This window comes from Marmoricola sp. RAF53, assembly GCF_052114005.1.
Lineage (GTDB): Bacteria > Actinomycetota > Actinomycetes > Propionibacteriales > Nocardioidaceae > Marmoricola.
In genome coordinates this window covers 97,368-123,421 of the sequence record NZ_JBFRDX010000006.1, presented here as the reverse complement: position 1 = coordinate 123,421, position 26,054 = coordinate 97,368, and the positions used below count along the sequence as shown (strand labels likewise).

Here is a 26,054-nt window from a genome sequence, read left to right as displayed (position 1 = left end):
GACTTCCGCACCGAGACGCCGTGGCCGTGGGCCACGGCGTTGCTGCTTCTCAGCTGATCTCGCCGGCGCCCACGGTCTCGGACTCGGCGCGGGTGACCGGGGCGAGCTCGGCGGTGCCGCGGCGGGTGAAGATCGAGCGCGGCAGCACCCGTGCGGCCGCGCGCCGGCTGCGCGACGCGTCCTCGGCGAGCAGTCGGCACCAGGTGCGCACCACCCGGGTCATGGTGTGCAGGGACGTGGATTCGACCTCGTACGTGCGGCCGAACCGGGCGCGCTCCAGGAACGCGACCAGCTCCGCCAGCGCGGCCCCGTCGTCGGGCCCGGGGCCGATCCTCTCGCTGAGGGCGACGGCGACGTCGCGGACGGACCGTTCCGCGGGCAGCGGGACCCGCAGGTCCTCCGCGGTGGCCAGCAGCTCGTTCCACAGGCCGGCTGCGACCCGGTCCGAGTCCAGCGTGCCGGCCGGCTCCAGCCGGAGGCGGCGCTGCCGGCGGCGGACGAGTGCGGGCACCGTGGCCGCGGCCAGGGCCAGGATGCCGAGGGCGATCCAGGCCAGCGGTGTGGTCACCGAGCTGTCCTGGGCGCTGACGGCGTCGGAGCGCTGGGCGAGCTCGCTGTCCGGACGCTGGTTCGCGGACGTCGCGGCCGCGCTCGGGCGGGCCGACGGGGCGTTCGTCGCGCGCTCCTGGGTCCACGACGGCGGTGCACCGGTGCGGGCGCTCGGCGTCGGCTCGAACCGGACCCACCCGCTGCCGGAGAAGTAGATCTCCGGCCACGCGTGCAGCGCGTCGCTGGTGTAGGTGTAGGTGCCGTCGCCGTTGTCGTCCGGGCTGAGGAAGCCGACCGCGACCCGGGCCGGGATGCCCAGGCTGCGCGCCATGATCGCCATCGCGGCGGCGTACTGCTCGCAGTAGCCGATCTTGTCGGTGGTGATGAACGCGACCAGCGCGTCCATGCTGCTGCCGGGGTCGACACCGGGCTCCAGGGAGTAGGTGAAGCCGCCGCTGCTGCGGAACCAGTTCTGGAGCAGCACCGCCTTCTCGTACGCCGACCGCCCGTCGGCAGTCACCTGGCGGGCGATGTCCTCGACGACCGGCGGCAGGTTGTCCGGGAGCGCGATCATCGGCGTCCGGACGGCGCTCGGCGCCGCGACGGCGTTGTCGAGCTGCACGGAGTCGATGCTCGGGTGGACCGCCACCAGGTCGTAGGTGATGCCGGCCGGAGTGCGCTTGTCGACGTTGGCGAAGTCCATGGTGCGGCCGTCGTAGCGCCAGTCGCCCTCGCTCACCCGCATCGACCGCAGCGGGAACGGGGCCGGCAGCCAGGAGGAGTGGAACCGCGGCTCGAACCGCAGCGACCACTCGCTGCTGTTGCCGATCAGCGACGGCAGGCCGGGCGGGTGCGGGAGCGCGCCGTCGACCTTGTTGTCCGCGGGCATGTCCCGCTGCGACGGCTTCCAGCGCCGGCCGTCGAACTGGTCGAGCACGGTGGTGCGCAGGTAGCTGGTGTCCGGGTCGTCGGTCGTCGCGGTGAGCAGCGGGATGTGGTTCTGGTCGACCAGGTCGCGGTGCAGGTCCACCAGGGGGTTCACCAGGGTGACGGTCTGGTCCTCGCCGCCGGAGCCGTTGCCGCCCTTGCCGCTGCCGAACATCCCACCGGTCACCGGCACCAGGATCGGGAGCACCAGGGCGCCCGCGGCCGTGGCCAGCCCGATCCGGAGCGCGCCGGCCCGCAGCGAGGTCCCCTCGGCGGGGCGCAGCACCGAGTCGTGGCGCTCGGCGGCGCCGGGCGCGTGCTCCCAGGCGCGCACCCGCTCGATCTGCTGCGTGGAGAGCAGCAGCGCGAACAGCATCGCGACCACGAGGAAGACCAGCCAGCTGAGCGGCTCCTCGAGCACGCTGATCGGCACCGTCAGGGTGATCACGATCGGCAGCCCGGCCCACGGTGCCCGCCGCAGCCCGCAGGCGAGCAGGTCGACGGACAGGACCACCAGCATGCCGGTGGCGAGCAGGTAGAAGGCGGCGTCCGGGTGCTCGGTGCTCACCGGGGAGGCGAAGGTGTTGATGTCCGCGGCACCGCGGGCGACCGCGTCGCCGAGGCGTTGCACCCCGGTCGCGCTCGGGACCCAGCCGGCGAGCCCCGTCCCGGGCGTGATCCGGTGCTCGAGCCAGACCAGCAGGACCAGGACCTGGAGGGCGAGGACCGCGTAGAACGGGAAGCGGGCGGTGCGTCCGAGTGCGCCGACCAGGACCACCAGGATGGTTCCGGTCAGGGCAGGACCGAGGAAGCTGTTGGGCTCCTCGACCAGGCCGCGCCAGGACTGCAGCGCCACCCAGGCCATCAGCCCCGCGATCGCCGCGACGCCGGCCAGGGCGGTGAACCGGCCCTTCACCGGCCGAGCTCCTGCCAGGCGGCGGGGAGGGACTCGCCGCGCGCGAGGGAGGACGCCTTCCAGCCGCGCTGCCGCAGCCAGGGTGCCAGGGCCGGCCGGTCGCCGGCCGGGGCGGCGGCGTTCGCGGCCCGTGCGACCCGGCCCAGCCAGCTGTCGACGTCGAGCACGATCGCGCTGGCGGCGTTGTTGCGGTGGTGGAGCCGGGCGAGCAGCGCTCGGTCGTGGTCGTCGAGCGCGCCGACGACGGCGATCAGCATGCCGGCGGTGACGGACTCGTCGATCCAGCCGGTGTGCAGGTGCTCGGTCGGCGTCGCCGGGAGGACGGCGAGCCGTTCGAGGACGGGCCGCGCGCCGAGCGGGACGTCGTCGTCGTGCCAGCCGTGCTCGGTCTCGTCGCCGAGCGCGCTGACCAGGCGCACCTGGAAGCCCTGGGAGGCGAGGTGGACCGCGATCGAGGCGGTCACGGTGACGGCCCTCTCCAGGGAGGAGTCCGGGCCGTGCCCGCGGTGCGCCCGTTCGCGGTTGTCGATGAGCAGGGTGCACCGCGACTGCCAGGGCTGCTCCTCGCGGCGCACCATCAGCTCGCCGGTGCGGGCGGTGCTGCGCCAGTGCACCCGGCGCAGGTCGTCGCCGCGGCGGTACTCGCGGACCATCACGTCCGCCGCGCTGCCGCTGGCGAACGGCCGCGGCCGGTTGTCGCCGCTGCCGGTCCAGGCGCCGTGCAGCGGGATGGCGGGGAGCGGCTCCGCGGCGGGGATGACGACGAGCGCCGCGGTGCGGGTGAAGGAGCGCTGGAGCTCGACCATGCCGGTGGGGTCGCCGACCCGGAGCCGGAGCGGGCCGATCTCGTAGCGGCCGCGCTGCTCGGCCCGGACCTGGTAGTCGATCCGGCGCACCCGGCGCGGGCGCATCGCGTCGACCACGAAGCGCGGCCGGCTGCCGAGGACCCAGGGAAGCTGCTCCTCGACGAGCAGCAGGCCGGTGGTCGGCCCGACGTTGGTGATCTCGAGGTGCACCGTCGAGCTCTGGCCGACCTCGATCTGGGTGCTGGAGAGCGTGCGGACCAGGCCGAGCCGGTTCCCGGACCGGGCGACCCAGAACGCGGCGACCACGGGCAGGAGCAGGACGACGAACCCGATCCGCACCAGGTCGCGCTCGCCGAGGACGATGCCGCACAGCGAGGCGGCGACGCCGCCGGCGACGAACCCGCGGCCGCGGTTGGTGAACGAGCCGAGGGCTTCCTTGAACGCCTCGGGCCGGGGGCGTGCCGCAGCACCGGTGGCCGGGGCACGGGAAGTAGCGCGGGAGAGGGCGGTCATGGTCTCAGTGCGGGACGGCGACCGACTCGAGCACCGAGCCGAGGATGGTGGCCGGGGTGCGGCCGCTCATGGCCGCCTCGACCGTGGGCAGCAGCCGGTGGGCCAGGACGGCGGGTGCGAGATCGCGGACGTCGTCGGGGACGACGTACTCGCGGCCGGCCATCGCGGCCTGCGCCTTCGCGGCGCGGACCAGGTGGAGGGTGGCGCGCGGTGAGGCGCCGAGGCGCAGCTCGCCCGAACGCCGGGTGCCGGTCGCGATCGAGACCGCGTAGCGCTGCACCGCCGAGGAGACGTGCACGCCGGAGACCACGGCGACGAGCTTGCGGATCTCGGCGGCGTCGGTGACCGGCTCGAGGTCGTCGAGCGGGCTGGCGTTGTCCCGCGCCGAGAGCATCGCGATCTCGGCGGCCTCGACCGGGTAGCCCATCGAGACCCGGGCGAGGAAGCGGTCGCGCTGGGCCTCGGGGAGTGCGTAGGTGCCTTCCATCTCCAGCGGGTTCTGGGTCGCGATCACCATGAACGGCGGCTCCAGGGCGAAGGTCTGGTTGTCGACGGTGACCTGGCGCTCCTCCATGCACTCGAGCATCGCGGACTGGGTCTTCGGGGAGGCGCGGTTGATCTCGTCGCCGATCACGATGTTGGCGAAGACGCCGCCGGGGCGGAACTCGAAGCTCCGGCTGTCCTGGTTGAAGACCGAGACGCCGGTGACGTCGGAGGGCAGCAGGTCCGGCGTGAACTGGATCCGGCGGACGGTCAGGTCGATCGACCGGGCGAGCGCCTTGCACAGCATCGTCTTGCCGACGCCGGGCACGTCCTCGATCAGCAGGTGGCCCTCGGCGAGCAGCACGACCAGGGCGGTCCGGGCCACGTCCGGCTTGCCCTCGATCACCTTCTCGATGTTGGCGCGCACCCGGTCGGTGACCGATCGCAGCGTGTCCAGATCGCTGGCGGGTGCGCTCGATCCCGCGGTCCCGTCGTACGCCTCTTCTCCCATGTTCCTAGTCAACCCCATAGGCGGAAAAACCGGGCTGGTCCGCGGTGGGGAGAAACGGACCCGAAAATGGGAGGGAAAGGGAGCGAAGGTGGTTGACGGTGGAGCGTTGTGGAGTAAAGTGGGGGAAAGTGGTGGAAGAGAGGGATGAGGTGGCGCGATGTTCTCCGGCACCTTCACCCCGAAGCTCGACGACAAGGGGCGCCTCTTCCTCCCGGCGAAATTCCGAGAGGCGATGGGGGACGGGCTGGTGATCACCCGAGGGCAGGAGCGCTCGATCGACATGCGCACCAAGGCCGACTTCGACGTCTTCGCGGAGAAGTTCCAGAACGCCTCGCAGACCGACGCCCGGCTGCGCGGCTACGGCCGGATGCTCTTCGCGCTGGCCTCCGAGCAGGTCCCCGACAAGCAGGGCCGGATCTCGATCACCCCGGAGCTGCGCCAGTACGCCGCGCTCGAGAAGGAGTGCGTCGTGATCGGCATCTACAACCGCATCGAGATCTGGGAGCCCGGCGCGTGGGCCGAGTACACGGCAGCGCAGGAGCAGGCGTTCTCCGACGTCTCCGAGGAGATCTTCCCGGGCTTCTGACCCGCAGCACCGCAGGACCGCAGCACCGCAGGACCGCAGCACAACTCAACACACGGTGATCGCAGGACGAGGCTCGTGTCCGCTCTTCCCCCCAGGCCGTCTGGGGCACCTTCCCCGGCTCCAGAAAGCCGCTTCCCGGGGGAACAGCGGACCCGAACCTGGTCAGGCGATCACCACCAGCCAGTCAACGAAGCCAGGCACAGGGGTCGAAACCATGAGCGCAGTCACCGAAGGATCGGTCACCCCGGTCCGGCGCGTGCGTCACGAGGTACGTGACGGGATCGCGGTGATGGCGTTCTCCGCCGGAGCCAGCGTCGGGATGACCGGGCTCATCATGTTCCTCGTCGGGCTCGGGAAGTAGGGCCGGTGAGCGGCCCCCTGCACGTGCCGGTCCTCCTCGACCGGTGCGTCTCGTTGCTGGACCCCGCGCTCGCCGCCCCCGGTAGCGTCGTCGTCGACGCCACCCTCGGGCTGGCCGGCCACTCCGAGGCGTTGCTGACCCGCTGCCCCGAGGCGCACCTGATCGGCATCGACCGGGACGTGCACGCGCTCGAGCTCGCCGCCGAGCGGCTGGCCCCGTTCGCCGGCCGGACCTCCCTGGTGCACGCCGTGTACGACGAGATCCCCGACGTCCTCGCCGACCTCGGCATCGCCGCGGTGCAGGGGATCCTCTTCGACCTCGGCGTCTCCTCGATGCAGCTCGACGTCCGCGAGCGGGGCTTCGCCTACGCCGAGGACGCGCCGCTGGACATGCGGATGAACGACACCGAGGGCCTCACCGCGGCGGAGGTGCTCAACACCTACCCGGCCGCGGACCTGGCCCGGATCCTGCGCGCGTACGGCGAGGAGAAGTTCTCCCGCCAGATCGCGCGGGCGATCGTGGCGGAGCGGGAGCGGGAGCCGTTCACCAGCTCGGCCCGCCTGGTCGAGCTGCTCTACCGGGTCATCCCGGCGCCGGCCCGGCGTACCGGGGGACACCCGGCCAAGCGCACCTTCCAGGCGCTGCGGATCGAGGTGAACGAGGAGCTCGACGTCCTCGGCCGCGCGATCCCGGCCGCGCTGGACTCGATCTCGGTCGGCGGCCGCGTCGTGGTCATGAGCTACCACTCGCTCGAGGACCGGATGGTCAAGCACGAGTTCGCCGAGCGCACCCGCTCGACCGCGCCCCCCGACCTGCCGGTGGTCCCCGAGGAGTACCTGCCGGAGATGCGGCTGCTCACTCGGGGTGCCGAGAAGGCGAACGAGGCCGAGATCGCCGAGAACCCCCGCGCCGCGTCCGTGCGGCTCCGGGCCGTGGAGCGGACCAGAGGAGGAAAGGCCGCATGAGCACTCTCCGGAGCCCTGCCGGATTCCGCGCCGCCCGCCCGGCGCTGCGTGGTCTCGAGCGGGCCGCCGTCGAGCGAGCCCGTCTCGCCCTGGTCCCGACCCGGCGCGTCCGCGCGCCGCGGGCGCCGTTCGCGGTGCTGGTCCTCGCCATCCTGGGGGCCGGCGTGGTCGGCCTCCTCATGTTCAACACCCAGATGCAGCAGGCCTCCTTCTACGCCACCAGCCTGCAGAACCAGGCCGACGACCTCGCCGCCCGCAGCCAGTCGCTGGACATGGAGCTCGACCGCCTCCGCGACCCGCAGCGGCTCGCCGAGGCGGCCAAGGGGCTCGGCATGGTGGCCCCGAGCGTGCCCGCGTTCGTGACCCTCTCGGACGGCCGTGTCGCCGGTACCCCGGCTCCCGCCGTCGCCGAGGACGCGGTCCGGATCAAGCCGCTGCCCGCCCAGCTCCCGGCGCCGCTGCTGCCCAAGCCGATCATCGTCAAGGTGATGGCTCCGGCGACGACCGGCGCGACCGCGGGCGCAGGCGGACAAACCACCCCCGTCCACGGCCCTGCCTCCACCGCCGGCGCGACCGCAGCCGGTAGGAATGGAGCAGCATCCGCGGACCAGGGAGCAGCTCGTTGACCCAACCTCGCCGCCCGGCGGCCCGGAACCGACCCGGTGCCGGCAAGGGTGACCAGAAGGGAACGCTGCGTGGGTCCTCGGAGATCCGGCTGCGCATCGGCCTGATCGCGATCGCGATGGTGCTCTCGCTCTTCGGCGTCCGGCTGCTCCAGCTCCAGGGCCTGGACCCCAAGGCGTACGCCGCCCGGGCCGACGCCGAGGGCCTGGTCACGGAGCCGCTGCCCGCCAAGCGCGGGAACATCACCGACCGCAACGGCGTGCCGCTCGCCGAGACCGTCACCGGCGTGATGATCGTGGCCGACCCGCAGCGGACCCGGGCGAACGCGGACAAGATCGCCAAGATCCTGGCCGACAAGCTGGAGCTGGACTACTTCGACCTGCTCGACAACCTGCGCAAGACCGCGCCCGCGGGCAAGCCGGCGATCCGCTTCACCTACCTCGCCCGGCGGGTGCCCGCGACCGTCGCCCAGCGTGCCCTCGACGCGGTGAAGGCCGCCGGCTACAAGGGCGTGGACACCCGTCCCGACCCCGTCCGGGACTACCCGGCCCGCGACGTCGCCGCGAACCTGCTCGGCTTCCTCGGCACCGAGGGCAAGCCGCTGGCCGGCCTTGAGCTCGCCTTCGACAAGCGGCTGGCCGGCAAGGACGGCCACGAGACCTACGAGGTCGGCGGCGGCAACCGGATCCCGCTGGGGGAGAACACCGAGGTCAAGCCGGTCAACGGCAAGGACCTCACGCTCACCCTCGACCGCGACGTGCAGTGGTACGCCCAGCGGGTGCTGCGCACCGCGGTGGAGAACACCCGGGCCGAGTCCGGGGCGGCGATCGCGCTGGACACCAAGACCGGCGAGATCCTGGCGCTGGCCGACTACCCGACGTACGACGCGAACGCCCCGGGCAAGTCGGCGAAGTCCGACCGCGGCAGCCGGGCACTGAACGACGTCTACGAGCCGGGCTCGGTGGAGAAGGTCCTCACCACCTCCTCGCTCATCGACGCGGGCAAGGTCTCCCCGCGGACCCGGATCACCGTGCCACCGGCGCTGCCGGTGATGGACCGGACCATCCACGACTACTTCCAGCACGACAGGATCCGGCTCACCCTGGCCGGCGTCATCGCGAAGTCCTCCAACATCGGCACCGTGCTCGCCGCCCGCCAGTTCGACCACGCCCAGCTGTGGCAGTACCTCGACAAGTTCGGCCTCGGCCACGGCGCCGGCATCGGCATGCCGGAGTCCAGCGGCGTGCTGCCGGTGCTTCCGAGCTGGACCGACCTGACCCAGGCGAACATCGCCTTCGGCCAGGGCCTCTCCGTCAACGCGCTCCAGATGGTCACCGCGGTCAACGCGGTCGCCAACGGCGGCGAGCTGATCAGCCCGAGCCTGATCAAGGGACGCGCGAGCAACAACCTCGGCGCCGAGTACGGCACCGACGTGGCGAAGCGGTCCCGGGTGGTCAGCCCGCAGGCGGCCGAGCAGACCGCGCGGATGATGGAGATGGTCACCACCGAGGGTGCCGGCACCGCGCCGGGCGCGGGCATCGCCGGCTACCGGGTGGCCGGCAAGACCGGTACCGCCCAGCAGGTCGGCAAGGCCTGCAAGTGCTACGACGGTTCGCTGGCGGTCTCCTTCGCGGGCTTCGCCCCGGCCGACGACCCGCGGTTCACCGTCTACGTCGTGATCCAGAAGCCGCAGGGCGCGGCCAGCGGTGGCGGCACGGCCGGCCCGGTGTTCCGCAAGATCCTCACCTACCTGCTGCAGAAGTACGCCGTCCCGCCGACGAACACCCCTCCCGCGGCGCTGCCGGTGGAGTGGTGAGCCGGTAGGTTTCACCGGGTGGCACCTGATCCTTCCGAGACCCGTTCGACCCGGCCCGCGGCCCCTCCGCGGACACCGCTGGCCGACGTGGTCGCGCACCTCGGCGCCCAGGTGGTCGGCGACCCCGGGAGCGTCGCGGTCACCGGACTCACGCTGAGCTCGCGGCGGGTGCTCCCCGGCGACCTGTACGCCGCCCTGCCCGGCTCGAGCGCCCACGGGGCGACGTACGCGGCGGACGCGATCGCGGCCGGCGCGGTCGCGGTGCTCACCGACGCAGCAGGCCTGGTCACCCTCGGCGGCACCGACGTTCCCGTCCTCGTCGTCGAGGACCCCCGGGCGGTGCTCGGCGGCCTCGCCGCCACCCTGTACGGCGACCCGGCGTCCGCGCTCACCCTGATGGCCGTCACGGGGACCCAGGGCAAGACGACCACGACGCGGCTGCTCGAGTCCGGCCTGGAGGTGGCCGGCATCCCGGCGGCGGTGGTCGGCACGGTCGGGACCCGGATCGCGGGGCGCGACGTGAAGACCGCGCTCACCACGCCGGAGGCGCCCGACCTGCACGCTCTCTTCGCGCTGATGCGCGAGCAGGGCGTCCGCGGCTGCGCGATGGAGGTCTCCAGCCACGCCCTGGTGATGGGCCGCGTCGACGGCGTGGTCTTCGACGTCGCCGCCTTCGCCAACCTGGGGCGCGACCACCTCGACTTCCACGCCGACGTCGAGGACTACTTCGCCGCGAAGGCGTCGTTGTTCACCCCGGAGCGGGCCCGGCTGGGCCTGACCAACGTCGACGACGAGCACGGCCGGCTGCTGCTCGACCGGGCGACGATCCCGATGCGCACGTTCTCCCCGTCCGGGGCGGACGCGGACTGGCGGGCGGTCGACGTGCTGCTGGAGCCGGAGGGCTCGCGCTTCACCGTGCTGACCCCGCAGGGGGACCGGATCCCGGCGGGCGTCCCGGTGACGGGCTCCTTCAACGTGGCGAACGCGCTGTGCGCGATCGCGCTGGCGGGCGAGGCCGGCTTCGACCCGGCCGTCGTGGCCGCCGGGATCGCCGCCTCCCCGGGCGTACCCGGCCGGCTGGAGCGGGTCGAGGCCGGGCAGGACTTCCTCGCCGTCGTCGACTACGCCCACAAGCCCGAGGCGCTGACCGCGGCACTGGAGGCGGTCCGCCCGCTCACGACCGGTCGGCTCGTCCTCGTCGTGGGGGCCGGCGGCGACCGCGACACCGGGAAGCGCCCGCTGATGGGGGAGATCGGCGCCCGGCTGGCCGACGTCCTCGTGGTCACCGACGACAACCCGCGCAGCGAGGACCCGGCGGCGATCCGCGCCGCCGTGCTGGCCGGCGCCGAGCAGGTGCCGGCCGCGCAGCGGGCCGCGGTCGTCGAGATCGGCGACCGGGCCGCCGCGATCCGGCACGCCGTGGACCTGGCCGGGCCGGGGAGCACCGTCCTGGTCGCGGGCAAGGGCCACGAGACCGGCCAGGAGGTCGGCGGCCCCGGCGACCGCACGATCACCCCGTTCGACGACCGCGAGCAGCTCCGGGCGGCGCTGCTGGAGAGGGCGGCACGATGATCGCGATGTCCCTGGCCGAGATCGCCGCGGTGGTGGACGGCGACGTGGTCGGCCTCGGGGAATCGGGTGATTCCGACCTGCTCGTCACCGGCCCCGCCTTCCTGGACAGCCGCAGCCCCGCGCCCGGCGGGCTCTTCGTGGCCTTCGAGGGCGAGCACGCCGACGGGCACGCCTTCGCCGACGCCGCGGTCGCAGGAGGGGCCGCGGCCGTGCTCGGCACCCGCGCGACCGGGGTGCCCACCGTCGTCGTCGACGACGCCCAGGAAGCGCTGCGCACCCTCGCGACGCACGTGCTGCGCCGGCTCCGCGCGGCGAACCCCGCGCTCAAGGTCGTCGCGCTCACCGGTTCGCAGGGCAAGACCAGCACCAAGGACCTGCTCGCCGCGGTCCTCGGTGCCGCTGCCCCGACCGTGGCGACGTACGGGTCCTTCAACAACGAGCTCGGGCTGCCCCTGACCGTGCTGCGCGCGGACGCCGGGACCCGGTTCCTGGTCCTGGAGATGGGCGCCCGCGGCATCGGCCACGTGGCCGAGCTCTGCCGGGTCGCGCCGCCGGACATCGGGCTGGTGCTCAACGTCGGTCGCGCCCACCTCGGCGAGTTCGGCTCCCAGGAGGCGATCGCCCGGGCGAAGGGCGAGATCGTCGAGGGGCTCGGCCGCGACGGCGTCGCCGTGCTCAACCTCGACGACCCGCTGGTCGCCGCGATGCACACCCGGACCCGCGCGCCGGTCCGCACCTTCGGGTACGCCGTCGCCGCGGACGTCCGCCTGCACGACGTCGGGACCGACGAGCTGGGCCGGGTCCGGTTCGACCTGGCGCACCGCAGCCACCGCGAGCACGTCCGGATGCAGCTCCTCGGCGAGCACCAGGCCGTCAACGCGGCCGCCGCGACCGCGGTCGCGCTCCTCCTCGGGGTCCCGCTGGACCGGATCGCGCGCAGTCTGGAGTCGGTGGGATCGCTGTCCCGCTGGCGGATGGAGCTCCACGAGCGCGCCGACGGGCTGGTCGTGGTCAACGACGCGTACAACGCCAACCCCGACTCGATGGCGGCCGCGCTCGGCACCCTCGCCGAGATGGGCCGCCGGACCGGGCGGCCGACCGTCGCGGTCCTGGGGGAGATGCGCGAGCTGGGAGAGACCTCGGCGGCCGAGCACCGCGCGGTCGGCGAGCTCGCCGCGGCGCTGGGCATCGACCGCGTGGTCGCCGTCGGCGAGGAGGCCCGCCCGCTCGCCGAGGCCCACGAATCAGCCGTCTTCGCCGCGTCGGTGGAGGAAGCGACCGATCTGGTGCGGAACAATGTCGTCGGCAGCGAGGTCGTCCTGGTGAAGGCCTCGCGTGCCCTGCGGCTCGAACGTGTCGCGGACGCACTGCTCAGCGGGGAGGGAACGGACCAGTGAGAGCGATCCTGCTCGCCGGCGGGCTGTCGCTGATCTTCACGATCATCGGAACCCGGGTGGCGATCAAGGTGTTCGCGGCCCGCGGCTACGGGCAGCTGATCCGTGACGACGGACCCACCTCGCACCACACCAAGCGCGGCACGCCCACGATGGGCGGTCTGGTGATCGTGCTCGGGTCGACGGTCGCCTACTTCCTGGCGAAGCTGATCACCGGCTCGCACATCTCGATCTCCGCGCTGCTGCTGCTCTTCCTCTACATCGGGTTGGGCACCGTCGGCTTCCTCGACGACTTCATCAAGATCTACAAGCAGCGCAACCTGGGGCTGCGCAGCAAGGCGAAGTTCATCGGCCAGACGGTGGTCGCGCTGATCTTCGCCTGCCTGGTGCTCTGGGAGGTCGATCCGTTCACCGACGACCGCGGCCAGACCCCGGCCGGGCACGCGATCTCGTTCACCCGGGACATCGAGAAGCTGGCGCTGCCGGTCGGCCTGCTGGTGATCTTCATCGTGCTGCTCATCGCCGGCTTCTCCAACGCGGTCAACCTCACCGACGGCCTCGACGGCCTCGCCGCCGGTGCCTCGATGATGGTCTTCGGCGCGTACACGATGGTCAACATCTGGCAGAGCAACCAGTCCTGCGCGACCAGCCCGGGTCCCGCCTGCTACGAGGTGCGCGACCCGCTCGACCTGGCCGTCGTCTGCGCGGCGATCACCGGCGCCTGCTTCGGCTTCCTCTGGTACAACGCCTCGCCCGCGCAGATCTTCATGGGCGACACCGGCTCGCTCGCGCTCGGCGGCGCGGTCGCCGGCATCGCGGTGCTGACCCGCACCGAGCTGCTGATGCTGCTCATCGGCGGACTGTTCGTGCTGCAGACCGCCTCGGTGATCCTCCAGGTCGGCTACTTCAAGCTCACCAAGGGCAAACGCCTCTTCCGGATGGCCCCGCTGCACCACCACTTCGAGCTGCTCGGCTGGGAGGAGATCACCGTGGTGATCCGCTTCTGGTTGATCGCGGCCGTCTTCGTGGCCGCCGGGCTCGGCATCTTCTACGCCGAGTGGGTGGCCGGGACGTGAGCCCGGAGGGGGACCGACCGGCCACCGGCTGGGAGGGGCGCCGCGTCGCCGTGGTCGGGCTGACGCCCGCAGGGTTCGCCGCGGCCGACAACCTGATGCACCTGGGTGCGACCGTGACGCTGCTCGCCGACGAGCCGGCGACCGGGGCCGACGAGGAGCGCGCCAAGCTCCTGGAGGTGCTCGGCGCCACCGTCCGGCTCGGGCCGGGCAGCACCGGCGACCTGCCGGTCGGCACCGACGTCGTCGTGCTCGGCGAGCAGCACGCGCTCGGCGAGGTCGCCGCCGGCTTCGGTCTGCCCGTGCGCGGCGAGCTCGACCTCGCGTGGGAGCTGCGTGCCGCCGACGGTCCGCCGTGGCTGGCCGTCGCCGGCGAGGGAGCCGAGGAGGTGGCCGACCTGGTCGCCGCGATGGTGCTCGCCGCCGACCGGGCGCCGCTGCGCTGCGGTCCGGGCGGGCTGCCGCTGGTCGAGGCCGTGATGGACCCGACGCCGTACGACGTCCTGGTGGCCGCGCTCGACCCCGCGCACCTGGCCAGCCCCGGCGGGTTCGCCGCCCACTCGGCCGCGGTGCTCCACGTCGGGGACCCGGAGTCGGCGCACGTGCTCGGCCGCGCCTACGAGGGCGTGCGGGTCGCCTGCGTCTACAACGTCGCCGACAGCGCCACCGAGGACCTGGTCGCCGACGCCGAGGTGGTCGAGGGTGCGCGCGCCATCGGGATCACCCTGGGCACACCGGGCCTGAGCATGGTCGGCATCGTCGAGGACGTGCTCGCCGACCGCGCCTTCGTGGCGGACCGGCGCAGCACGGCGGCCGAGCTCGGCACCCTGGCCGACCTCGACCGCGACGAGCCGGCGTACCTGGAGCGGGTGCTGGCGGCCGCCGCCCTGGCGCGCGCCTTCGGCGTCGAACCGGTGGCCGTGCGGGACGCGCTGCGCGCCCTGCGCACCTCCGGCGAGGACTGAGCGGACGCCCCGACGGCGACACGCGCCGGATGTGCCCGGGAACGCCGGTGCCGCCGGGGAGACTGGGAGACACCCACCGCGCGGGCCCGTCGCTCGGTGACGAGCGCGACCAGGAGGATGCGTGGCCACCACGGGGCTCTCTGCCCGCACCGCGGCAGCACGCCGCGTGCTGGACCGGCCGCTCACCCCGTACTACCTCCTTCTCGGCGCGACCGGCCTGCTGCTCGCGATCGGCATGGTGATGGTGCTCAGCGCCTCCAGCGTCGACTCCTACAAGCACCACGACGGCAACAGCTACTACTGGGCGACCAAGCAGCTGATGTGGGTGCTGATCGCGCTGCCGTGCGCCTGGATCGCGACCCGGCTGCCGCTCAAGCTGCTGCGGGTCGCGGCCTGGCCGATGCTGCTGACCGCCGTCGTGCTGCTCGCACTCACCCAGACCAGCCTCGGTGTGGAGGTCAACGGCAACAAGAACTGGCTCGGCGTCGGCCCGATCCAGGTCCAGCCGTCGGAGGTCGCGAAGTTCGCGATGGTGCTGTGGTGCGCCGACGTCTACGCCCGCAAGGACGCGCTGCTCGGGTCCTGGAAGCACCTGGTCGTGCCGGTGGTCCCGGTGGCGGGCACGATCACCGCGCTCGTCCTGGTCGGCGGTGACCTCGGCACCGCGCTGGTGCTGTTCGCGATCACCCTCGGCATGCTCTGGGTGGTCGGCGTGCCGGCCCGGATCTTCGTGGCCGCGGTGACGATGGTCTCGGTCGCGGCGCTCTACCTGGCCGCCAGCAGTCCCGAGCGGCTCAACCGGATCACCTCCTTCGTGAACCCGTTCAACGACTTCCAGGGGTCGGGCTGGCAGGCCGGCCACGGCATCCTGGGCATGGCCAGCGGCGGCCTGTTCGGCAAGGGCATCGGCGCGAGCCAGCAGAAGTGGGGCAACCTGCCGGAGGCGCACACCGACTTCATCTTCGCCGTCCTCGGCGAGGAGCTCGGCCTGGTCGGCACGCTGCTGGTGCTGGCGCTCTTCCTCACCATCGCCTACGCCGGCATCCGGATCGCGTCCCGGACCGAGAACCTGTTCGTGCGGTACGCGACCGCCGGCATCGTGATCTGGCTGATCGCGCACGCGCTGATCAACATCGGCATGGTGCTCGCGCTGCTGCCCGTCATCGGCATCCCGCTCCCGCTGGTCTCCTACGGCGGCTCGTCGCTGGTCCCCGAGCTGGTCGCCCTCGGCCTGGTGATCGGCTTCGCCCGCTCCGAGCCCGACGCCGCCGGCGAGCTGCGCCGGCAGCGCAGCGAGCGCCGCGCTCTCAAGGCCGTCAACGCCGGGGCCCGGCCCCGCCTCGGGTGAGGCCGCGACCCGGCCATGGGGCAGGATTGAGCACCTGATGAAGAACGTCCTCCTCGCGGGTGGCGGCACCGCGGGACACACCTCCCCGCTGCTCGCCACCGCCGACGCCCTGCGCCGCCGGCACCCCGATCTCGCCATCACCTGCCTCGGCACCGCCCGCGGGCTCGAGACCACCGTCATCCCGGCGGCCGGCTACCCGCTGGAGCTGGTCCCGCCGGTGCCGCTGTCCCGCTCGGTCAACGCCGACCTGTTCCGGACCCCGGCCAAGCTGCGCGCCTCGGTGAACGCGGCCGTCGAGGTGCTGGACCGGGTCCGGCCCGACGTCGTCGTCGGGTTCGGCGGCTACGTCTCGGTGCCGGCGTACCTGGCCGCGCGGCGGCGCCACGTGCCGTTGGTGGTGCACGAGGGCAACGCCCTGCCGGGCATCGCGAACAAGCTCGGCGCCCGGTTCACGCCGTACGTGGCGACCAGCTTCCCGGGCACGAGGCTGCGCCACGCCGTCTGCACGGGGCTGCCGATCCGGCGGATGATCGCGACCCTCGACCGCGCCGCGGTGCGCGAGGAGGCGCGCGCTTTCTTCGGCCTGGACGCCGACCGGCCGACGCTGCTGGTCACCGGCGGCTCCCAGGGCGCTCTGCGGATCAACACGACCATCGGCGCCGTCGCGCCCGCGCTCGCCGGCGCCGGGGTCCAGGTGCTGCACGTGGTCGGGCCGAAGAGCGAGTTCGAGGCGCCCGAGGGCACCGGCCCGGTGCCGTACGTCGTGCAGCGCTTCGTGGACCGGATGGACCTGGCGTACGCCGCCGCGGACGCCGTGGTCTGCCGGGCCGGGTCCAACACCGTCACCGAGGTGTCCGGGGTCGGCCTGCCCGCGGTCTTCGTGCCGCTGCCGATCGGCAACGGCGAGCAGGCCCTGAACGCGCGCCCGGTCGTGGACGCGGGCGGCGCGCTGCTGGTCGCCGACGCCGCCTTCACCCCGGACTGGGCCGCCGACGCGCTGCCCTCCCTGGTCACCGACACCGAGCGGCTCGCGACGATGGGCGCGGCCGCCGCGGGCGTGATCCCGCTGGACGCGGACGAGAAGCTCGCGGACCTGATCGAGAAGGCGGCGGGGGTGGGCCGGTGAAGGTCCCGGTCCCCGACGTGCTGCTCCCCGCCGACCAGCTCGGCCGGGTGCACTTCGTCGGCATCGGCGGCGCCGGCCTGTCCGGGATCGCCCGGATCATGCTGGCCCGCGGGGTCCAGGTCTCGGGCAGCGACGCCAAGCCGTCGGCCACCCTGGAGGCGCTGCGCGCCCTCGGGGCCCGTTGCGAGGTCGGGCACGCCGCGGAGAACCTCGGCGTGGCCGACACTGTGGTCGTCTCGACCGCCGTGCGCGAGGACAACCCGGAGGTGCGGGAGGCGGTCCGCCGCGGGCTCCGGCTGCTGCCGCGCTCGGCCGCGCTCGAGTCCGTGATGCAGGGGCGCCGGGTGATCGCGGTCGCCGGGACGCACGGCAAGACCACGACCACCTCGATGCTCACCGTCGCGCTGCAGCACTGCGGCGCGGACCCGTCCTTCGCGATCGGCGGCGAGCTCAACGAGTCCGGCTCGAACGCCCACGACGGCACCGGCGACCTCTTCGTCGCCGAGGCGGACGAGAGCGACGGCGCGTTCCTGGTGTACTCGCCGCACGTCGCGCTGGTCACCAACGTCGAGGCCGACCACCTGGACAACTACGGCACCGAGGAGGCCTACAAGGCGGCCTTCACGACGTTCCTCGACCGGATCGACGCGGACGGCTTCCTGGTCGCCTGCATCGACGACCCGGGGGCGGCCGAGCTGGTCGCGACCGCGCGCGCACGCGGGATCACCACCGTCGGCGTCGGCGAGTCCGCGGAGGCCGAGGTGCGCGCGGAGAACGTCACGCTGGTCGGCTCGACCTCGACCTTCACCGTCGTGGACCGCGGTCGACGCCTCGGCGAGGTGCGCCTGCAGGTGCCGGGCCGGCACTACGTCCTGGACGCCCTGGCGGCGCTGGCGAGCGGGCTCCGGCTCGGGCAGCCCTTCGCCGACCTGGCCCGCGGTCTCGGCGCCTACAGCGGCACCCGGCGGCGGATGGAGCTGAAGGGCGAGGTCGGCGGGATCCGGGTCTTCGACTCCTACGCCCACCACCCGCGCGAGATCGCCGGCGACCTGGTCGCGGCGCGCTCGCTCGCCGGCCCGGGCCGGGTCGTGGTGGCCTACCAGCCGCACATGGTCTCCCGGACCCGCATCTTCGGCGCGGAGATGGGCGTCGCGCTCGGCGCCGCCGACGAGGTCGTCGTGATGGACGTGTACGTCGCCCGCGAGGACCCCGAGCCGGGCGTCACCGGCCGGCTGGTCTCCGACGCGGTCCCGCTGCCCGCCGAACAGGTGGTCTTCGAGCCCTCCTGGTCGGCCACGGCCGGCCACCTGGTCGAGCGGGCCCGCCCCGGTGACGTCGTGCTCACCCTCGGGGCCGGGGACGTGACCCTGCTCGGCCCTGCCGTGCTCGAGCTGCTCCGGGCGGCGGACGAGGCGGGGACGACGGCGTGACCACGACAGAGGAGGAGACCGTCACCCTGGCGAGCCGGGAGTTCCGGCGGCGCCGGTTCTCGGCGCGGCTGCGCCGGTGGCGGCCGTTCCTCCTGGCCGGTCTCGCGGTGGTGCTGCTCGCCACCGGGATCTGGCTGGTTTTCTTTTCCTCGGCGATGACGGTCCGCGGCGTCCAGGTCACCGGCAACACCACGTTGAGCGCGACCCGGGTCGAGGCGGTCGCGGGCGCCCCGCTGGGGAAGCCGCTGGCGCGCGCGGACCTGGGTGCGATCCAGGCCCGGGTGGAGGCGCTGCCGGCCGTCCGGTCGGCGTCGGTGTCGCGGTCGTGGCCGCACACGGTGCACGTCGACGTGGTCGAGCGCACGCCGGTCGCGGTGGTCAACCGCGGGTCCGGGCTGCAGGCCGTCGACGACCAGGGCGTGCTGTTCGGCCGCTACGCCAGCCAGCCGGCCGACCTGCCGCTGGTGCGGACCGCCCCGGACGTGAAGGCCGACGCGCTCGCCGAGGCGGCCCGCGTGGTCGGGTCGCTCCGTTCCGACATCGCGGCCAGGGTCGACTTCATCGACGTGCAGACGATCGACCGGATCCGGCTGCGGCTCGACGACGGCCGGGTGGTGTCGTGGGGGAGCGCGGAGCACTCGGCGCAGAAGGCCGAGGTGCTGGCCGTGCTGCTCCAGCAGAAGGCCCAGGAGATCGACGTCAGCGTCCCGGGTCGTCCGACGACGCGTTGATTCGCCGCCACTTCTGGCGTGTCGCGGGCGGGTTGCCACGAATTGGCCGGGCCCTTGCCTACGTTGTTCTCACGACCTCAGGTTGACATAACATTAACTCTCTAGTGGAGGGTTAGGGTTCATTTCAGGCGGAGGTCCGGGGCTAGGGGAAGCAGCCCCAGTCAGACCCGGAGTCGTCCCGCAGTCGGGCGGGACGGCAGCACATCGAACTGAGAGGCACCCGCCGTGGCAGCACCACAGAACTACCTGGCCGTGATCAAGGTCGTGGGTATCGGTGGAGGTGGAGTCAATGCCGTCAACCGGATGATCGAAGTCGGGCTGAAGGGCGTTGAGTTCATCGCGATCAACACCGATGCTCAGGCACTCCTGATGAGTGATGCCGATGTGAAGCTCGACATCGGCCGTGAGCTGACCCGTGGACTCGGGGCGGGCGCCAACCCGGAGGTGGGCGCGAGGGCGGCCGAGGACCACGCCGAGGAGATCGAAGAGGTCATCAAGGGCGCCGACATGGTGTTCGTGACGGCCGGCGAGGGCGGCGGCACCGGCACCGGCGGCGCGCCCGTGGTGGCGAAGATCGCCCGCTCGCTGGGCGCGCTGACCATCGGCGTCGTGACCCGCCCGTTCGCCTTCGAGGGCAAGCGGCGCGCGTCTTCGGCGGAGAACGRCATCGCCGGCCTGCGCGAGGAGGTCGACACGCTGATCGTCATCCCGAACGACAAGCTGCTCTCCATCTCCGACCGCAGCGTGAGCATGCTCGACGCGTTCAAGCAGGCCGACCAGGTGCTGCTGCAGGGCGTCTCCGGCATCACCGACCTGATCACCACGCCCGGCCTGATCAACCTGGACTTCGCCGACGTGAAGTCGGTGATGTCCAACGCCGGCTCCGCCCTCATGGGCATCGGCTCGGCCCGCGGCGAGAACCGCGCCGTCGAGGCCGCCGAGCTCGCCGTCTCCAGCCCGCTGCTGGAGGAGTCCATCGACGGCGCCCAGGGCGTGCTGCTCTCGATCGCCGGCGGATCGGACCTCGGCCTCTTCGAGATCAACGAGGCCGCGGCGATGGTGTCCGACGCGGTGCACCCGGACGCGAACATCATCTTCGGCGCGACCATCGACGACGCCCTCGGCGACGAGGTCCGCGTGACCGTCATCGCGGCCGGCTTCGAGGGCGGCCGCCCGAAGCGGCGCGAGGAGGCCCCCGGCCTGCGCAAGCCCGTCACCCCGCCGAAGGTGCAGTCCCAGGAGGAGACCCGGGCCGCGGCCCAGGCGCTCGCCGAGGAGCGGCGTACCGGTGCCGCGGCCGCAGGCGAGAGCGCGCCCGCCCCGGCGGCGCCCCGTCGCGAGCCGGTCACCGTCGGGGTCAGCGTCCCGTCGTCGGCCGCACGGCCCGTCGGCGACCTGGACGACGACCTGGACGTCCCCGACTTCCTGAAGTGACCGGCGCTGCTCAGGGAGACATCACGGGTCGATGACCGACGATCGTCGTGCCGAGACCGCGGCCAACCTGGAGACGGTCCGCGAGCGCATCGCTGCCGCGTGCGCGTCCGCGGGTCGTCCCGCCGATGAGGTCACCCTCGTGGTCGTGACCAAGTTCTTCCCCGCCTCCGACGTCCGCATCCTCGCCGACCTCGGGGTGCGGACGGTGGGGGAGAACCGGTACCAGGAGGCCTCGGCCAAGGCGGCGGAGTGCGCCGACCTCGGTCTCTCCTGGCACTTCATCGGAGGGATCCAGAGCAACAAGGCGGCCTCGATCGCCGGCTTCGCCGACGTGGTCGAGTCCGTCGACCGGGTCAAGCTCGTCGGCGCCCTCGACCGCGGCGCCGAGGCGGCCGGACGGACCGTGGACTGCCTGGTCCAGGTCAGCCTCGACCCGGCCGGGGACGGACGCGGCGCAGCCGGCCGGAGCGGAGCCGGTCCCGACGAGATCGGCGCCGTGGCCGAGGCCGTGGCGGCCGCCGGATCGCTGCGGCTGCGGGGCCTGATGGCGGTCGCACCGCTCGGGGAGCCGGCCCGGCCGGCGTTCGAGCGGCTCGCCGGGATCGCCCGCGACTTCCGTGCCGACCACCCGGCGGCGACCTGGGTGTCGGCAGGGATGAGCGGTGACCTCGAGGACGCCGTCGCCTGCGGCGCGACACACGTGCGGATCGGCTCGGCGGTCCTCGGTACGAGGCCCCTGATCAAGTAGTGTCCCGAGCAGGATTCGCAGCAGATTCACCAGCAAGGACCGTCGGCCCGCACGGGGCCGGAACTGGCGCAGAGGAAGAGGATCAATGAGCGGCGCGATGCGGAAGATGGGCGTCTACCTCGGACTGCTCGAGGACGCCGACGGCGAGTACGCCGAGCTCGACAACGCCTACGACGAGCCTGCTCGTCGCCAGCCGGAGCCGACCCGCGCGGTGTCCAGCATCAACGAGCGTCGCAAGGTCGCCGCCCCGGCCGCGACCGCCGCTCCGACCGCGGCGCCCGTCGCGCGCGCCTCGACGCCGCTGTCCCGGATCACCACGCTGCACCCGCGCACCTACAACGAGGCCCGGGTCATCGGCGAGAACTTCCGCGACGGCATCCCGGTCATCATGAACCTGTCGGAGATGTCGGACACCGAGGCCAAGCGCCTGGTCGACTTCGCTGCCGGCCTCGTCTTCTCCGTGCGCGGCACCATCGAGCGGGTCACCGCGAAGGTGTTCCTGCTCTCGCCGCCGGACGTCGACGTCGACACCGAGGACAAGCAGCGCCTGGTCGAGGGTGGCTTCTTCAACCAGAGCTGAGCGACGTGAACCCCATCGGCCAGGTCATCAACCTGGTCCTCGAGATCTTCATCCTGCTGCTGCTGATCAGGCTGATCGTGGACTGGATCCAGTTCTTCGCACGGTCCTGGTCCCCGAAGGGGCCGGTGCTGCTGGTCCTGGAAGGCGTGTACTCCGCGACCGATCCGCCGATCCACGCGTTCCGCCGCGTGTTCAAGCCGATCCGGATCGGCGGGGTCGCCCTCGACCTCAGCTTCCTGGCCGTGCTGCTCGTCTGCTACCTGCTGCTCCGCATCAACACCCTCGTCTGGACCGCCTGACGGCGAGCCAGGGAACGTCGCCTGCGAGGGGGGAATGCCTTCGTGCACGACGACGGGCTATTGTTCAATCCCGCACAGTGTTTTCCCTTGAGAACGTGTTTGTCCGACTAACGAAGAATGGGTGAGGTCATGCCGCTGACGCCTGAGGACGTGAGCAACAAGCGCTTTACTCCCGTCCGGCTCCGCGAGGGCTACGACATGGGTGAGGTCGACCAGTTCCTTGACGAGGTCGAGGCGGAGCTGGAGCGCCTCAACAAGGAGAACGACGACCTGCGGACCAAGCTCAGCGCGGCCCAGCGCGGCGGTGGAGACGCCCCCGCGCCGGTGATCGAGAAGGCCCCCGAGCCGGTCGCCGCTCCGGCGCCGACCCCGGTCGCCGCCGCGGCCCCCGCGCCGGTGCAGGAGATCAAGGTCAGCACCGTCGCGGACGCTTCGAGCGCCGCCGCCAAGCTGCTCGAGATCGCCACCCGCAACGCCGACGAGCTCGTCGGCGAGGCCAAGGACGAGGCCGACCAGATCGTCGGCGCCGCGAAGACCAAGGCCGAGCGCCTCGAGGCCGAGACCAAGGCGAAGACCGACCGTCTCGAGTCCGACGCCCGCACCCGTGCCGCGATGCTCGACTCCGAGACCGAGGCCCGCCGCAAGGAGATCTTCGGCAACCTCGAGAAGGAGAAGGACGCCCTCAACGGCGAGATCGAGGGCCTGCGCTCCTTCGAGCGCGAGTACCGCAGCCGCCTGAAGAGCTACTTCACCCAGCAGCTCGAGGCGCTCGACGGCTCGGCCGTGCAGACCGGGAACCTGCCGGGCGGCAACGAGCACGCCCCGAAGCGCCTCCGGTCGATCCTCGGCGAGGAAGCAGCCGACGACAAGGCCTGAGGACCAGGTCTCCGGACGAACGCCAGAACGGCGCCCCACCTCGCGGTGGGGCGCCGTTCTGCTTGTCCTGCGGGTCAGACCTTGAACACCGAGAAGTGGAACCCGACCTCGTCGTCGTGGAAGGTCAGGTCCGCCACCGACTCCGACTCCGCCATCGACGCGGCCAGCACCTCGCCGGCGATCAGGTCGGCGTGCTCGGCGAAGGCCTCGGCGACCGGACCCTCGGCGGACCAGGTCAGCGCGATCCGGTCGGACACCTCGAAGCCGCTGTTCTTGCGGGCCTCCTGGATCATCCGGATCACCTCGCGGGCCAGGCCGGCGCGGCGCAGCTCGTCGGTGAGCTCGAGGTCGAGCGCGACCGTCTCGCCCTGCTCGTTGACCACCGACCAGCCCTCGCGGGGGCGCTCGGAGACGATCACCTCGTCGGCGAGCACCTCGACCTCGGCCCCCTCGACCGTCACGGTCGCGCGGCCGGTGGCGGCCAGCGACGCGGCCAGCGCGGAGGCGTCGGCCTCGGCGATCGCGGCGGCGACGGTCGGGGTCTGCTTCGCGAACCGCTTGCCGAGCGCGCGGAAGTTGCCCTTCGCGCTGTGGTCGACCAGGTCGGCGCCGGCGGCGCTGAGCGGCTCGATCTGGCCGAGGTTCAGCTCGTCGGCGACCTCGGCCCGCAGCTCGTCGTCGAGGCGCTCGTAGGCGGCCGTGCCGACGAGCGCGCGGCGCAGCGGCTGCCGGGTGCGGACCTTCGCGTCCGCGCGGGCGGCGCGGCCGAGCTCGACCAGCCGGCGGGCGATCGCGACGGCGTCGGACAGCTCGGTGTCGACGGCGTCCGGGTCCGGCGTCGGCCACGACGACAGGTGCACCGAGGCCGGCGCGCCCGGGGTGACCGGGACGACCAGGTCCTGCCAGACCCGTTCGGTGATGAACGGCACCAGCGGCGCCATCAGCGCGGTCAGGGTGCTGAGCGCGTCGTGCAGGGTCTGCAGCGCGGCCGGGTCGCCGACCCAGAACCGGCGACGCGAGCGGCGTACGTACCAGTTGGAGAGGTCGTCGACGAACTGGCCGAGCAGCGCGCCGATCCGCTGGGTGTCGAAACGCTCGTACGCCGCGGTCACCTCGACCACCAGGCGCGCGGTCTCCGCGTGCAGCCAGCGGTCCAGCACCGGCCGGTTCGCGACCGCCGGGACGTCACCTCCCGGGGTCCAGCCCGACGTCCGGGCGTAGAGGACGTGGAAGGCCACCGTGTTCCAGTACGTCAGCAGGACCTTGCGCACGGTCTCCTGGATGGTCGTGTGCCCGACCCGGCGGGCCGACCACGGCGAGCCGCCGCAGGCCATGAACCACCGCACGGCGTCCGCGCCGTGCTCGTCCATCAGCGAGATCGGCTCCAGGATGTTGCCGAGGTGCTTGCTCATCTTGCGGCCGTCCTCGGCGAGGATGTGACCGAGGCAGAGCACGTTCTGGTACGACGACCGGTCGAAGACCGTCGTACCGACCGCCATCAGGGTGTAGAACCAGCCGCGGGTCTGGTCGATCGCCTCGCAGATGAAGTCGGCCGGGTACGCCGCCTCGAACTTCTCCTTCGAGCCCTCGACGTGCGGGTAGCCCCACTGCGCGAACGGCATCGAGCCGGAGTCGAACCAGGCGTCGATCACCTCGGGCACCCGGGTCGCGGTCTCCGCGCAGCCATCCCCGGAATCGAGCACAGCCGGGCAGCCGAAGGTGACCTCGTCGATGAACGGCCGGTGCGGGTCGAGCCCGGACTGGTCGGTGCCGGTGAGCTCGGAGAGCTCGGCGAGCGAGCCGACGCAGGTCTGGTGGCCGGCGGCGCAGCGCCAGATCGGCAGCGGTGTGCCCCAGTACCGGCTGCGCGACAGCGCCCAGTCGATGTTGTTGTTCAGCCAGTCGCCGTACCGGCCCCACTTGATCGTGTCGGGGAACCAGTTCGTCTTCTCGTTCTCGCGCAGCAGCGCGTCCTTGACCGCGGTGGTGCGGACGTACCAGGACGGCTGGGCGTAGTACAGCAGCGCGGTGTGGCAGCGCCAGCAGTGCGGGTAGCTGTGCTCGTAGGGCAGGTGCCGGAAGAGCAGGCCGCGCGCCGTCAGGTCCGCGACCAGGTCGGCGTTGGCGTGCCGGAAGAACTGACCGCCGACCAGCGGGACGTCGTCGGCGAAGTGGCCGTCGGGCCGGACCGGGTTGACCACCGGGAGGCCGTAGGACTTGCAGACCGCCATGTCGTCGGCGCCGAAGGCGGGGGACTGGTGCACCAGGCCGGTGCCGTCCTCGGTGGTGACGTAGTCGGCGAGCACGACGAAGTGGCTCTCGGTGCCTTCGGGGAAGGCGACGAGCTCGAACGGGCGCCGGTACTTCCAGTGCTCCATCTCGGCGCCGGTGACGGCGCCGAGCTCGGTGGGGCCCTGCCCGTCGGGTGCGCCCAGGACGGCCTCGACGAGCGGGCGGGCGACGACCAGCTTCTCGCCCGCGCCGTCCTCGGACGCAGTCTCGACCAGCACGTACTCGACCCCGGGGTGGACCGCGACCGCGGTGTTGGAGACGAGGGTCCACGGGGTCGTGGTCCAGATCAGCAGGGAGGCGCCCGCCCACGGACCGCTGGTCAGCGGGAAGCGGACGTAGACCGACGGGTCGGTCACCGTCTCGTAGCCCTGCGCGAGCTCGTGGTCCGACAGGCCGGTGCCGCAGCGCGGGCAGTACGGCGCGACCCGGTAGTCCTCGACCAGCAGTCCCTTCTGGTGGATCTGCTGCAGCGCCCACCAGACCGACTCGACGTAGGAGGAGTCCATGGTCCGGTAGGGGTTCTCGGTGTCGACCCAGTAGCCCATCCGCTCGGTCATCTGCTCGAACGCGTCGACGTGCCGCAGCACGGACTCGCGGCAGCGGGCGTTGAACTCGGCCACCCCGAACGCCTCGATGTCGCCCTTGCCGGAGAACCCGAGCTCCTTCTCGACGGCGAGCTCGACCGGGAGGCCGTGGCAGTCCCAGCCGCCCTTGCGGACGACGTACCGGCCGCGCATGGTCTGGAAGCGGGGGAAGAGGTCCTTGAACACCCGGGCCTCGACGTGGTGGGTGCCAGGCATCCCGTTGGCGGTCGGCGGGCCCTCGTAGAAGGTCCACGGCTCGCCGGCGCGGGTGAGCTCGACGGAGCGCGCGAAGGTGTCCTGCTCGGCCCAGAGGGCGAGGATGTCGCGCTCGAGCGCGGGGAGGTCGACCTGCGGGGGAACGGCGCGGTACCCGGAATTCAACTCGGTCACGGTGGTCCTTCTGCTTCGGTGTCGGAGAAACCCGAAGGGACGAGGCCGGGGCCCCGCGGTACCACCCTTCTTGACCGCCCGGAGACGGTCCGCTCTTGGTCCGCAGCTGCCGGTTCTAGTCCGCCCCCGGGCCCGGTTGCTGACCTGAGGAGGCG

Annotated in this window: 22 protein-coding genes; 18 read left to right on the top strand and 4 right to left on the bottom strand. The window is 72.6% G+C overall.

Annotation, left to right across the window (positions count from 1 at the left end; all coding sequences use genetic code 11):
- Positions 1-49: 49 nt before the first annotated feature.
- The 3 genes from AB4Y76_RS07435 to AB4Y76_RS07425 are packed head-to-tail and all read right to left on the bottom strand — an operon-like array spanning position 50 to position 4,705.
- Entirely contained in the window at positions 50-2,392 is a 2,343-nt protein-coding gene (locus AB4Y76_RS07435; protein WP_441923706.1) for a transglutaminase family protein, read from the bottom strand.
- On the bottom strand, positions 2,389-3,711 hold the full coding sequence (locus AB4Y76_RS07430) for a DUF58 domain-containing protein (RefSeq protein WP_441923704.1): 1,323 nt from the start codon (positions 3,709-3,711) through the stop codon (positions 2,389-2,391). The genes AB4Y76_RS07435 and AB4Y76_RS07430 overlap by 4 nt, the downstream gene beginning before the upstream one ends.
- A gap of 4 nt (positions 3,712-3,715) precedes the next feature.
- Positions 3,716-4,705, bottom strand: coding sequence for an AAA family ATPase (locus tag AB4Y76_RS07425; protein ID WP_441923702.1), 990 nt, complete (start codon positions 4,703-4,705; stop codon positions 3,716-3,718).
- Positions 4,706-4,862: 157 nt separating this feature from the next.
- Here AB4Y76_RS07425 and mraZ point away from each other — a divergent pair, with 157 nt between their 5' ends.
- From mraZ to AB4Y76_RS07335, 18 genes are all read left to right on the top strand, one after another.
- Positions 4,863-5,291 (top strand): division/cell wall cluster transcriptional repressor MraZ, encoded by a 429-nt coding sequence (gene mraZ / locus AB4Y76_RS07420; protein ID WP_441923700.1) that lies wholly within the window; start codon positions 4,863-4,865, stop codon positions 5,289-5,291.
- 214 nt (positions 5,292-5,505) lie between these two features.
- The gene (locus AB4Y76_RS07415; RefSeq protein ID WP_441923698.1) at positions 5,506-5,652 is read left to right on the top strand and encodes a hypothetical protein; all 147 of its coding nucleotides are present in this window, start codon (positions 5,506-5,508) and stop codon (positions 5,650-5,652) included.
- Positions 5,653-5,657: 5 nt separating this feature from the next.
- Positions 5,658-6,617: a 16S rRNA (cytosine(1402)-N(4))-methyltransferase RsmH gene (gene rsmH / locus AB4Y76_RS07410; RefSeq protein WP_441923696.1), complete on the top strand. Its 960-nt coding sequence runs from the start codon at positions 5,658-5,660 to the stop codon at positions 6,615-6,617.
- Positions 6,614-7,243: a hypothetical protein gene (locus AB4Y76_RS07405; protein ID WP_441923694.1), complete on the top strand. Its 630-nt coding sequence runs from the start codon at positions 6,614-6,616 to the stop codon at positions 7,241-7,243. The genes rsmH and AB4Y76_RS07405 overlap by 4 nt, the downstream gene beginning before the upstream one ends.
- Positions 7,240-9,057, top strand: a complete 1,818-nt coding sequence (locus tag AB4Y76_RS07400) for a peptidoglycan D,D-transpeptidase FtsI family protein (RefSeq protein ID WP_441923692.1) — start codon at positions 7,240-7,242, stop codon at positions 9,055-9,057. The genes AB4Y76_RS07405 and AB4Y76_RS07400 overlap by 4 nt, the downstream gene beginning before the upstream one ends.
- A gap of 18 nt (positions 9,058-9,075) precedes the next feature.
- On the top strand, positions 9,076-10,629 hold the full coding sequence (locus tag AB4Y76_RS07395; RefSeq protein ID WP_441923690.1) for a UDP-N-acetylmuramoyl-L-alanyl-D-glutamate--2,6-diaminopimelate ligase: 1,554 nt from the start codon (positions 9,076-9,078) through the stop codon (positions 10,627-10,629).
- Positions 10,626-12,026, top strand: coding sequence for a UDP-N-acetylmuramoyl-tripeptide--D-alanyl-D-alanine ligase (locus tag AB4Y76_RS07390; RefSeq protein ID WP_441923688.1), 1,401 nt, complete (start codon positions 10,626-10,628; stop codon positions 12,024-12,026). The genes AB4Y76_RS07395 and AB4Y76_RS07390 overlap by 4 nt, the downstream gene beginning before the upstream one ends.
- Complete coding sequence (mraY, locus tag AB4Y76_RS07385) at positions 12,023-13,099, top strand: phospho-N-acetylmuramoyl-pentapeptide-transferase (protein ID WP_441923686.1); 1,077 nt, start codon at positions 12,023-12,025, stop codon at positions 13,097-13,099. Before AB4Y76_RS07390 ends, mraY begins: the two co-directional genes overlap by 4 nt.
- The gene (locus AB4Y76_RS07380; RefSeq protein ID WP_441923684.1) at positions 13,096-14,061 is read left to right on the top strand and encodes a hypothetical protein; all 966 of its coding nucleotides are present in this window, start codon (positions 13,096-13,098) and stop codon (positions 14,059-14,061) included. Before mraY ends, AB4Y76_RS07380 begins: the two co-directional genes overlap by 4 nt.
- 121 nt (positions 14,062-14,182) lie before the next feature.
- Positions 14,183-15,409, top strand: a complete 1,227-nt coding sequence (ftsW, locus tag AB4Y76_RS07375; RefSeq protein ID WP_441923682.1) for a putative lipid II flippase FtsW — start codon at positions 14,183-14,185, stop codon at positions 15,407-15,409.
- 37 nt (positions 15,410-15,446) lie between these two features.
- A complete protein-coding gene (gene murG / locus AB4Y76_RS07370; RefSeq protein WP_441923680.1) occupies positions 15,447-16,535 on the top strand; it encodes an undecaprenyldiphospho-muramoylpentapeptide beta-N-acetylglucosaminyltransferase in 1,089 nt (362 codons plus the stop codon).
- The gene (gene murC, locus AB4Y76_RS07365) at positions 16,532-17,965 is read left to right on the top strand and encodes a UDP-N-acetylmuramate--L-alanine ligase (protein ID WP_441923678.1); all 1,434 of its coding nucleotides are present in this window, start codon (positions 16,532-16,534) and stop codon (positions 17,963-17,965) included. Before murG ends, murC begins: the two co-directional genes overlap by 4 nt.
- Positions 17,962-18,696 (top strand): cell division protein FtsQ/DivIB, encoded by a 735-nt coding sequence (locus tag AB4Y76_RS07360; protein ID WP_441923676.1) that lies wholly within the window; start codon positions 17,962-17,964, stop codon positions 18,694-18,696. The genes murC and AB4Y76_RS07360 overlap by 4 nt, the downstream gene beginning before the upstream one ends.
- 225 nt (positions 18,697-18,921) lie before the next feature.
- Positions 18,922-20,130: a cell division protein FtsZ gene (gene ftsZ, locus AB4Y76_RS07355; RefSeq protein WP_441923674.1), complete on the top strand. Its 1,209-nt coding sequence runs from the start codon at positions 18,922-18,924 to the stop codon at positions 20,128-20,130.
- 31 nt (positions 20,131-20,161) lie between these two features.
- Entirely contained in the window at positions 20,162-20,878 is a 717-nt protein-coding gene (locus tag AB4Y76_RS07350) for a YggS family pyridoxal phosphate-dependent enzyme (RefSeq protein ID WP_441923672.1), read from the top strand.
- Positions 20,879-20,963: 85 nt separating this feature from the next.
- A complete protein-coding gene (locus AB4Y76_RS07345) occupies positions 20,964-21,458 on the top strand; it encodes a cell division protein SepF (protein ID WP_441923670.1) in 495 nt (164 codons plus the stop codon).
- A 5-nt stretch (positions 21,459-21,463) separates the two neighbouring features.
- A complete protein-coding gene (locus AB4Y76_RS07340; protein WP_441923668.1) occupies positions 21,464-21,757 on the top strand; it encodes a YggT family protein in 294 nt (97 codons plus the stop codon).
- Positions 21,758-21,886: 129 nt separating this feature from the next.
- The gene (locus tag AB4Y76_RS07335) at positions 21,887-22,633 is read left to right on the top strand and encodes a DivIVA domain-containing protein (protein WP_441923666.1); all 747 of its coding nucleotides are present in this window, start codon (positions 21,887-21,889) and stop codon (positions 22,631-22,633) included.
- Between the two features lie 74 nt (positions 22,634-22,707).
- Here AB4Y76_RS07335 and ileS read toward each other — a convergent pair whose 3' ends face one another.
- On the bottom strand, positions 22,708-25,899 hold the full coding sequence (gene ileS, locus AB4Y76_RS07330; protein WP_441923664.1) for an isoleucine--tRNA ligase: 3,192 nt from the start codon (positions 25,897-25,899) through the stop codon (positions 22,708-22,710).
- Positions 25,900-26,054 lie beyond the last annotated feature (155 nt).

Excerpts from the sequence above, each read along its gene's own strand:
- AB4Y76_RS07430 (WP_441923704.1), bottom strand. The coding sequence starts at position 3,711 with ATGACCGCCCTCTCCCGCGCTACTTCCCGTGCCCCGGCCACCGGTGCT.
- AB4Y76_RS07425 (WP_441923702.1), bottom strand. The coding sequence starts at position 4,705 with ATGGGAGAAGAGGCGTACGACGGGACCGCGGGATCGAGCGCACCCGCC.
- mraZ (WP_441923700.1), top strand. The coding sequence starts at position 4,863 with ATGTTCTCCGGCACCTTCACCCCGAAGCTCGACGACAAGGGGCGCCTC.
- AB4Y76_RS07415 (WP_441923698.1), top strand. The coding sequence starts at position 5,506 with ATGAGCGCAGTCACCGAAGGATCGGTCACCCCGGTCCGGCGCGTGCGT.
- AB4Y76_RS07405 (WP_441923694.1), top strand. The coding sequence starts at position 6,614 with ATGAGCACTCTCCGGAGCCCTGCCGGATTCCGCGCCGCCCGCCCGGCG.
- AB4Y76_RS07390 (WP_441923688.1), top strand. The coding sequence starts at position 10,626 with ATGATCGCGATGTCCCTGGCCGAGATCGCCGCGGTGGTGGACGGCGAC.
- murG (WP_441923680.1), top strand. The coding sequence starts at position 15,447 with ATGAAGAACGTCCTCCTCGCGGGTGGCGGCACCGCGGGACACACCTCC.
- AB4Y76_RS07350 (WP_441923672.1), top strand. The coding sequence starts at position 20,162 with ATGACCGACGATCGTCGTGCCGAGACCGCGGCCAACCTGGAGACGGTC.
- AB4Y76_RS07345 (WP_441923670.1), top strand. The coding sequence starts at position 20,964 with ATGAGCGGCGCGATGCGGAAGATGGGCGTCTACCTCGGACTGCTCGAG.
- AB4Y76_RS07335 (WP_441923666.1), top strand. The coding sequence starts at position 21,887 with ATGCCGCTGACGCCTGAGGACGTGAGCAACAAGCGCTTTACTCCCGTC.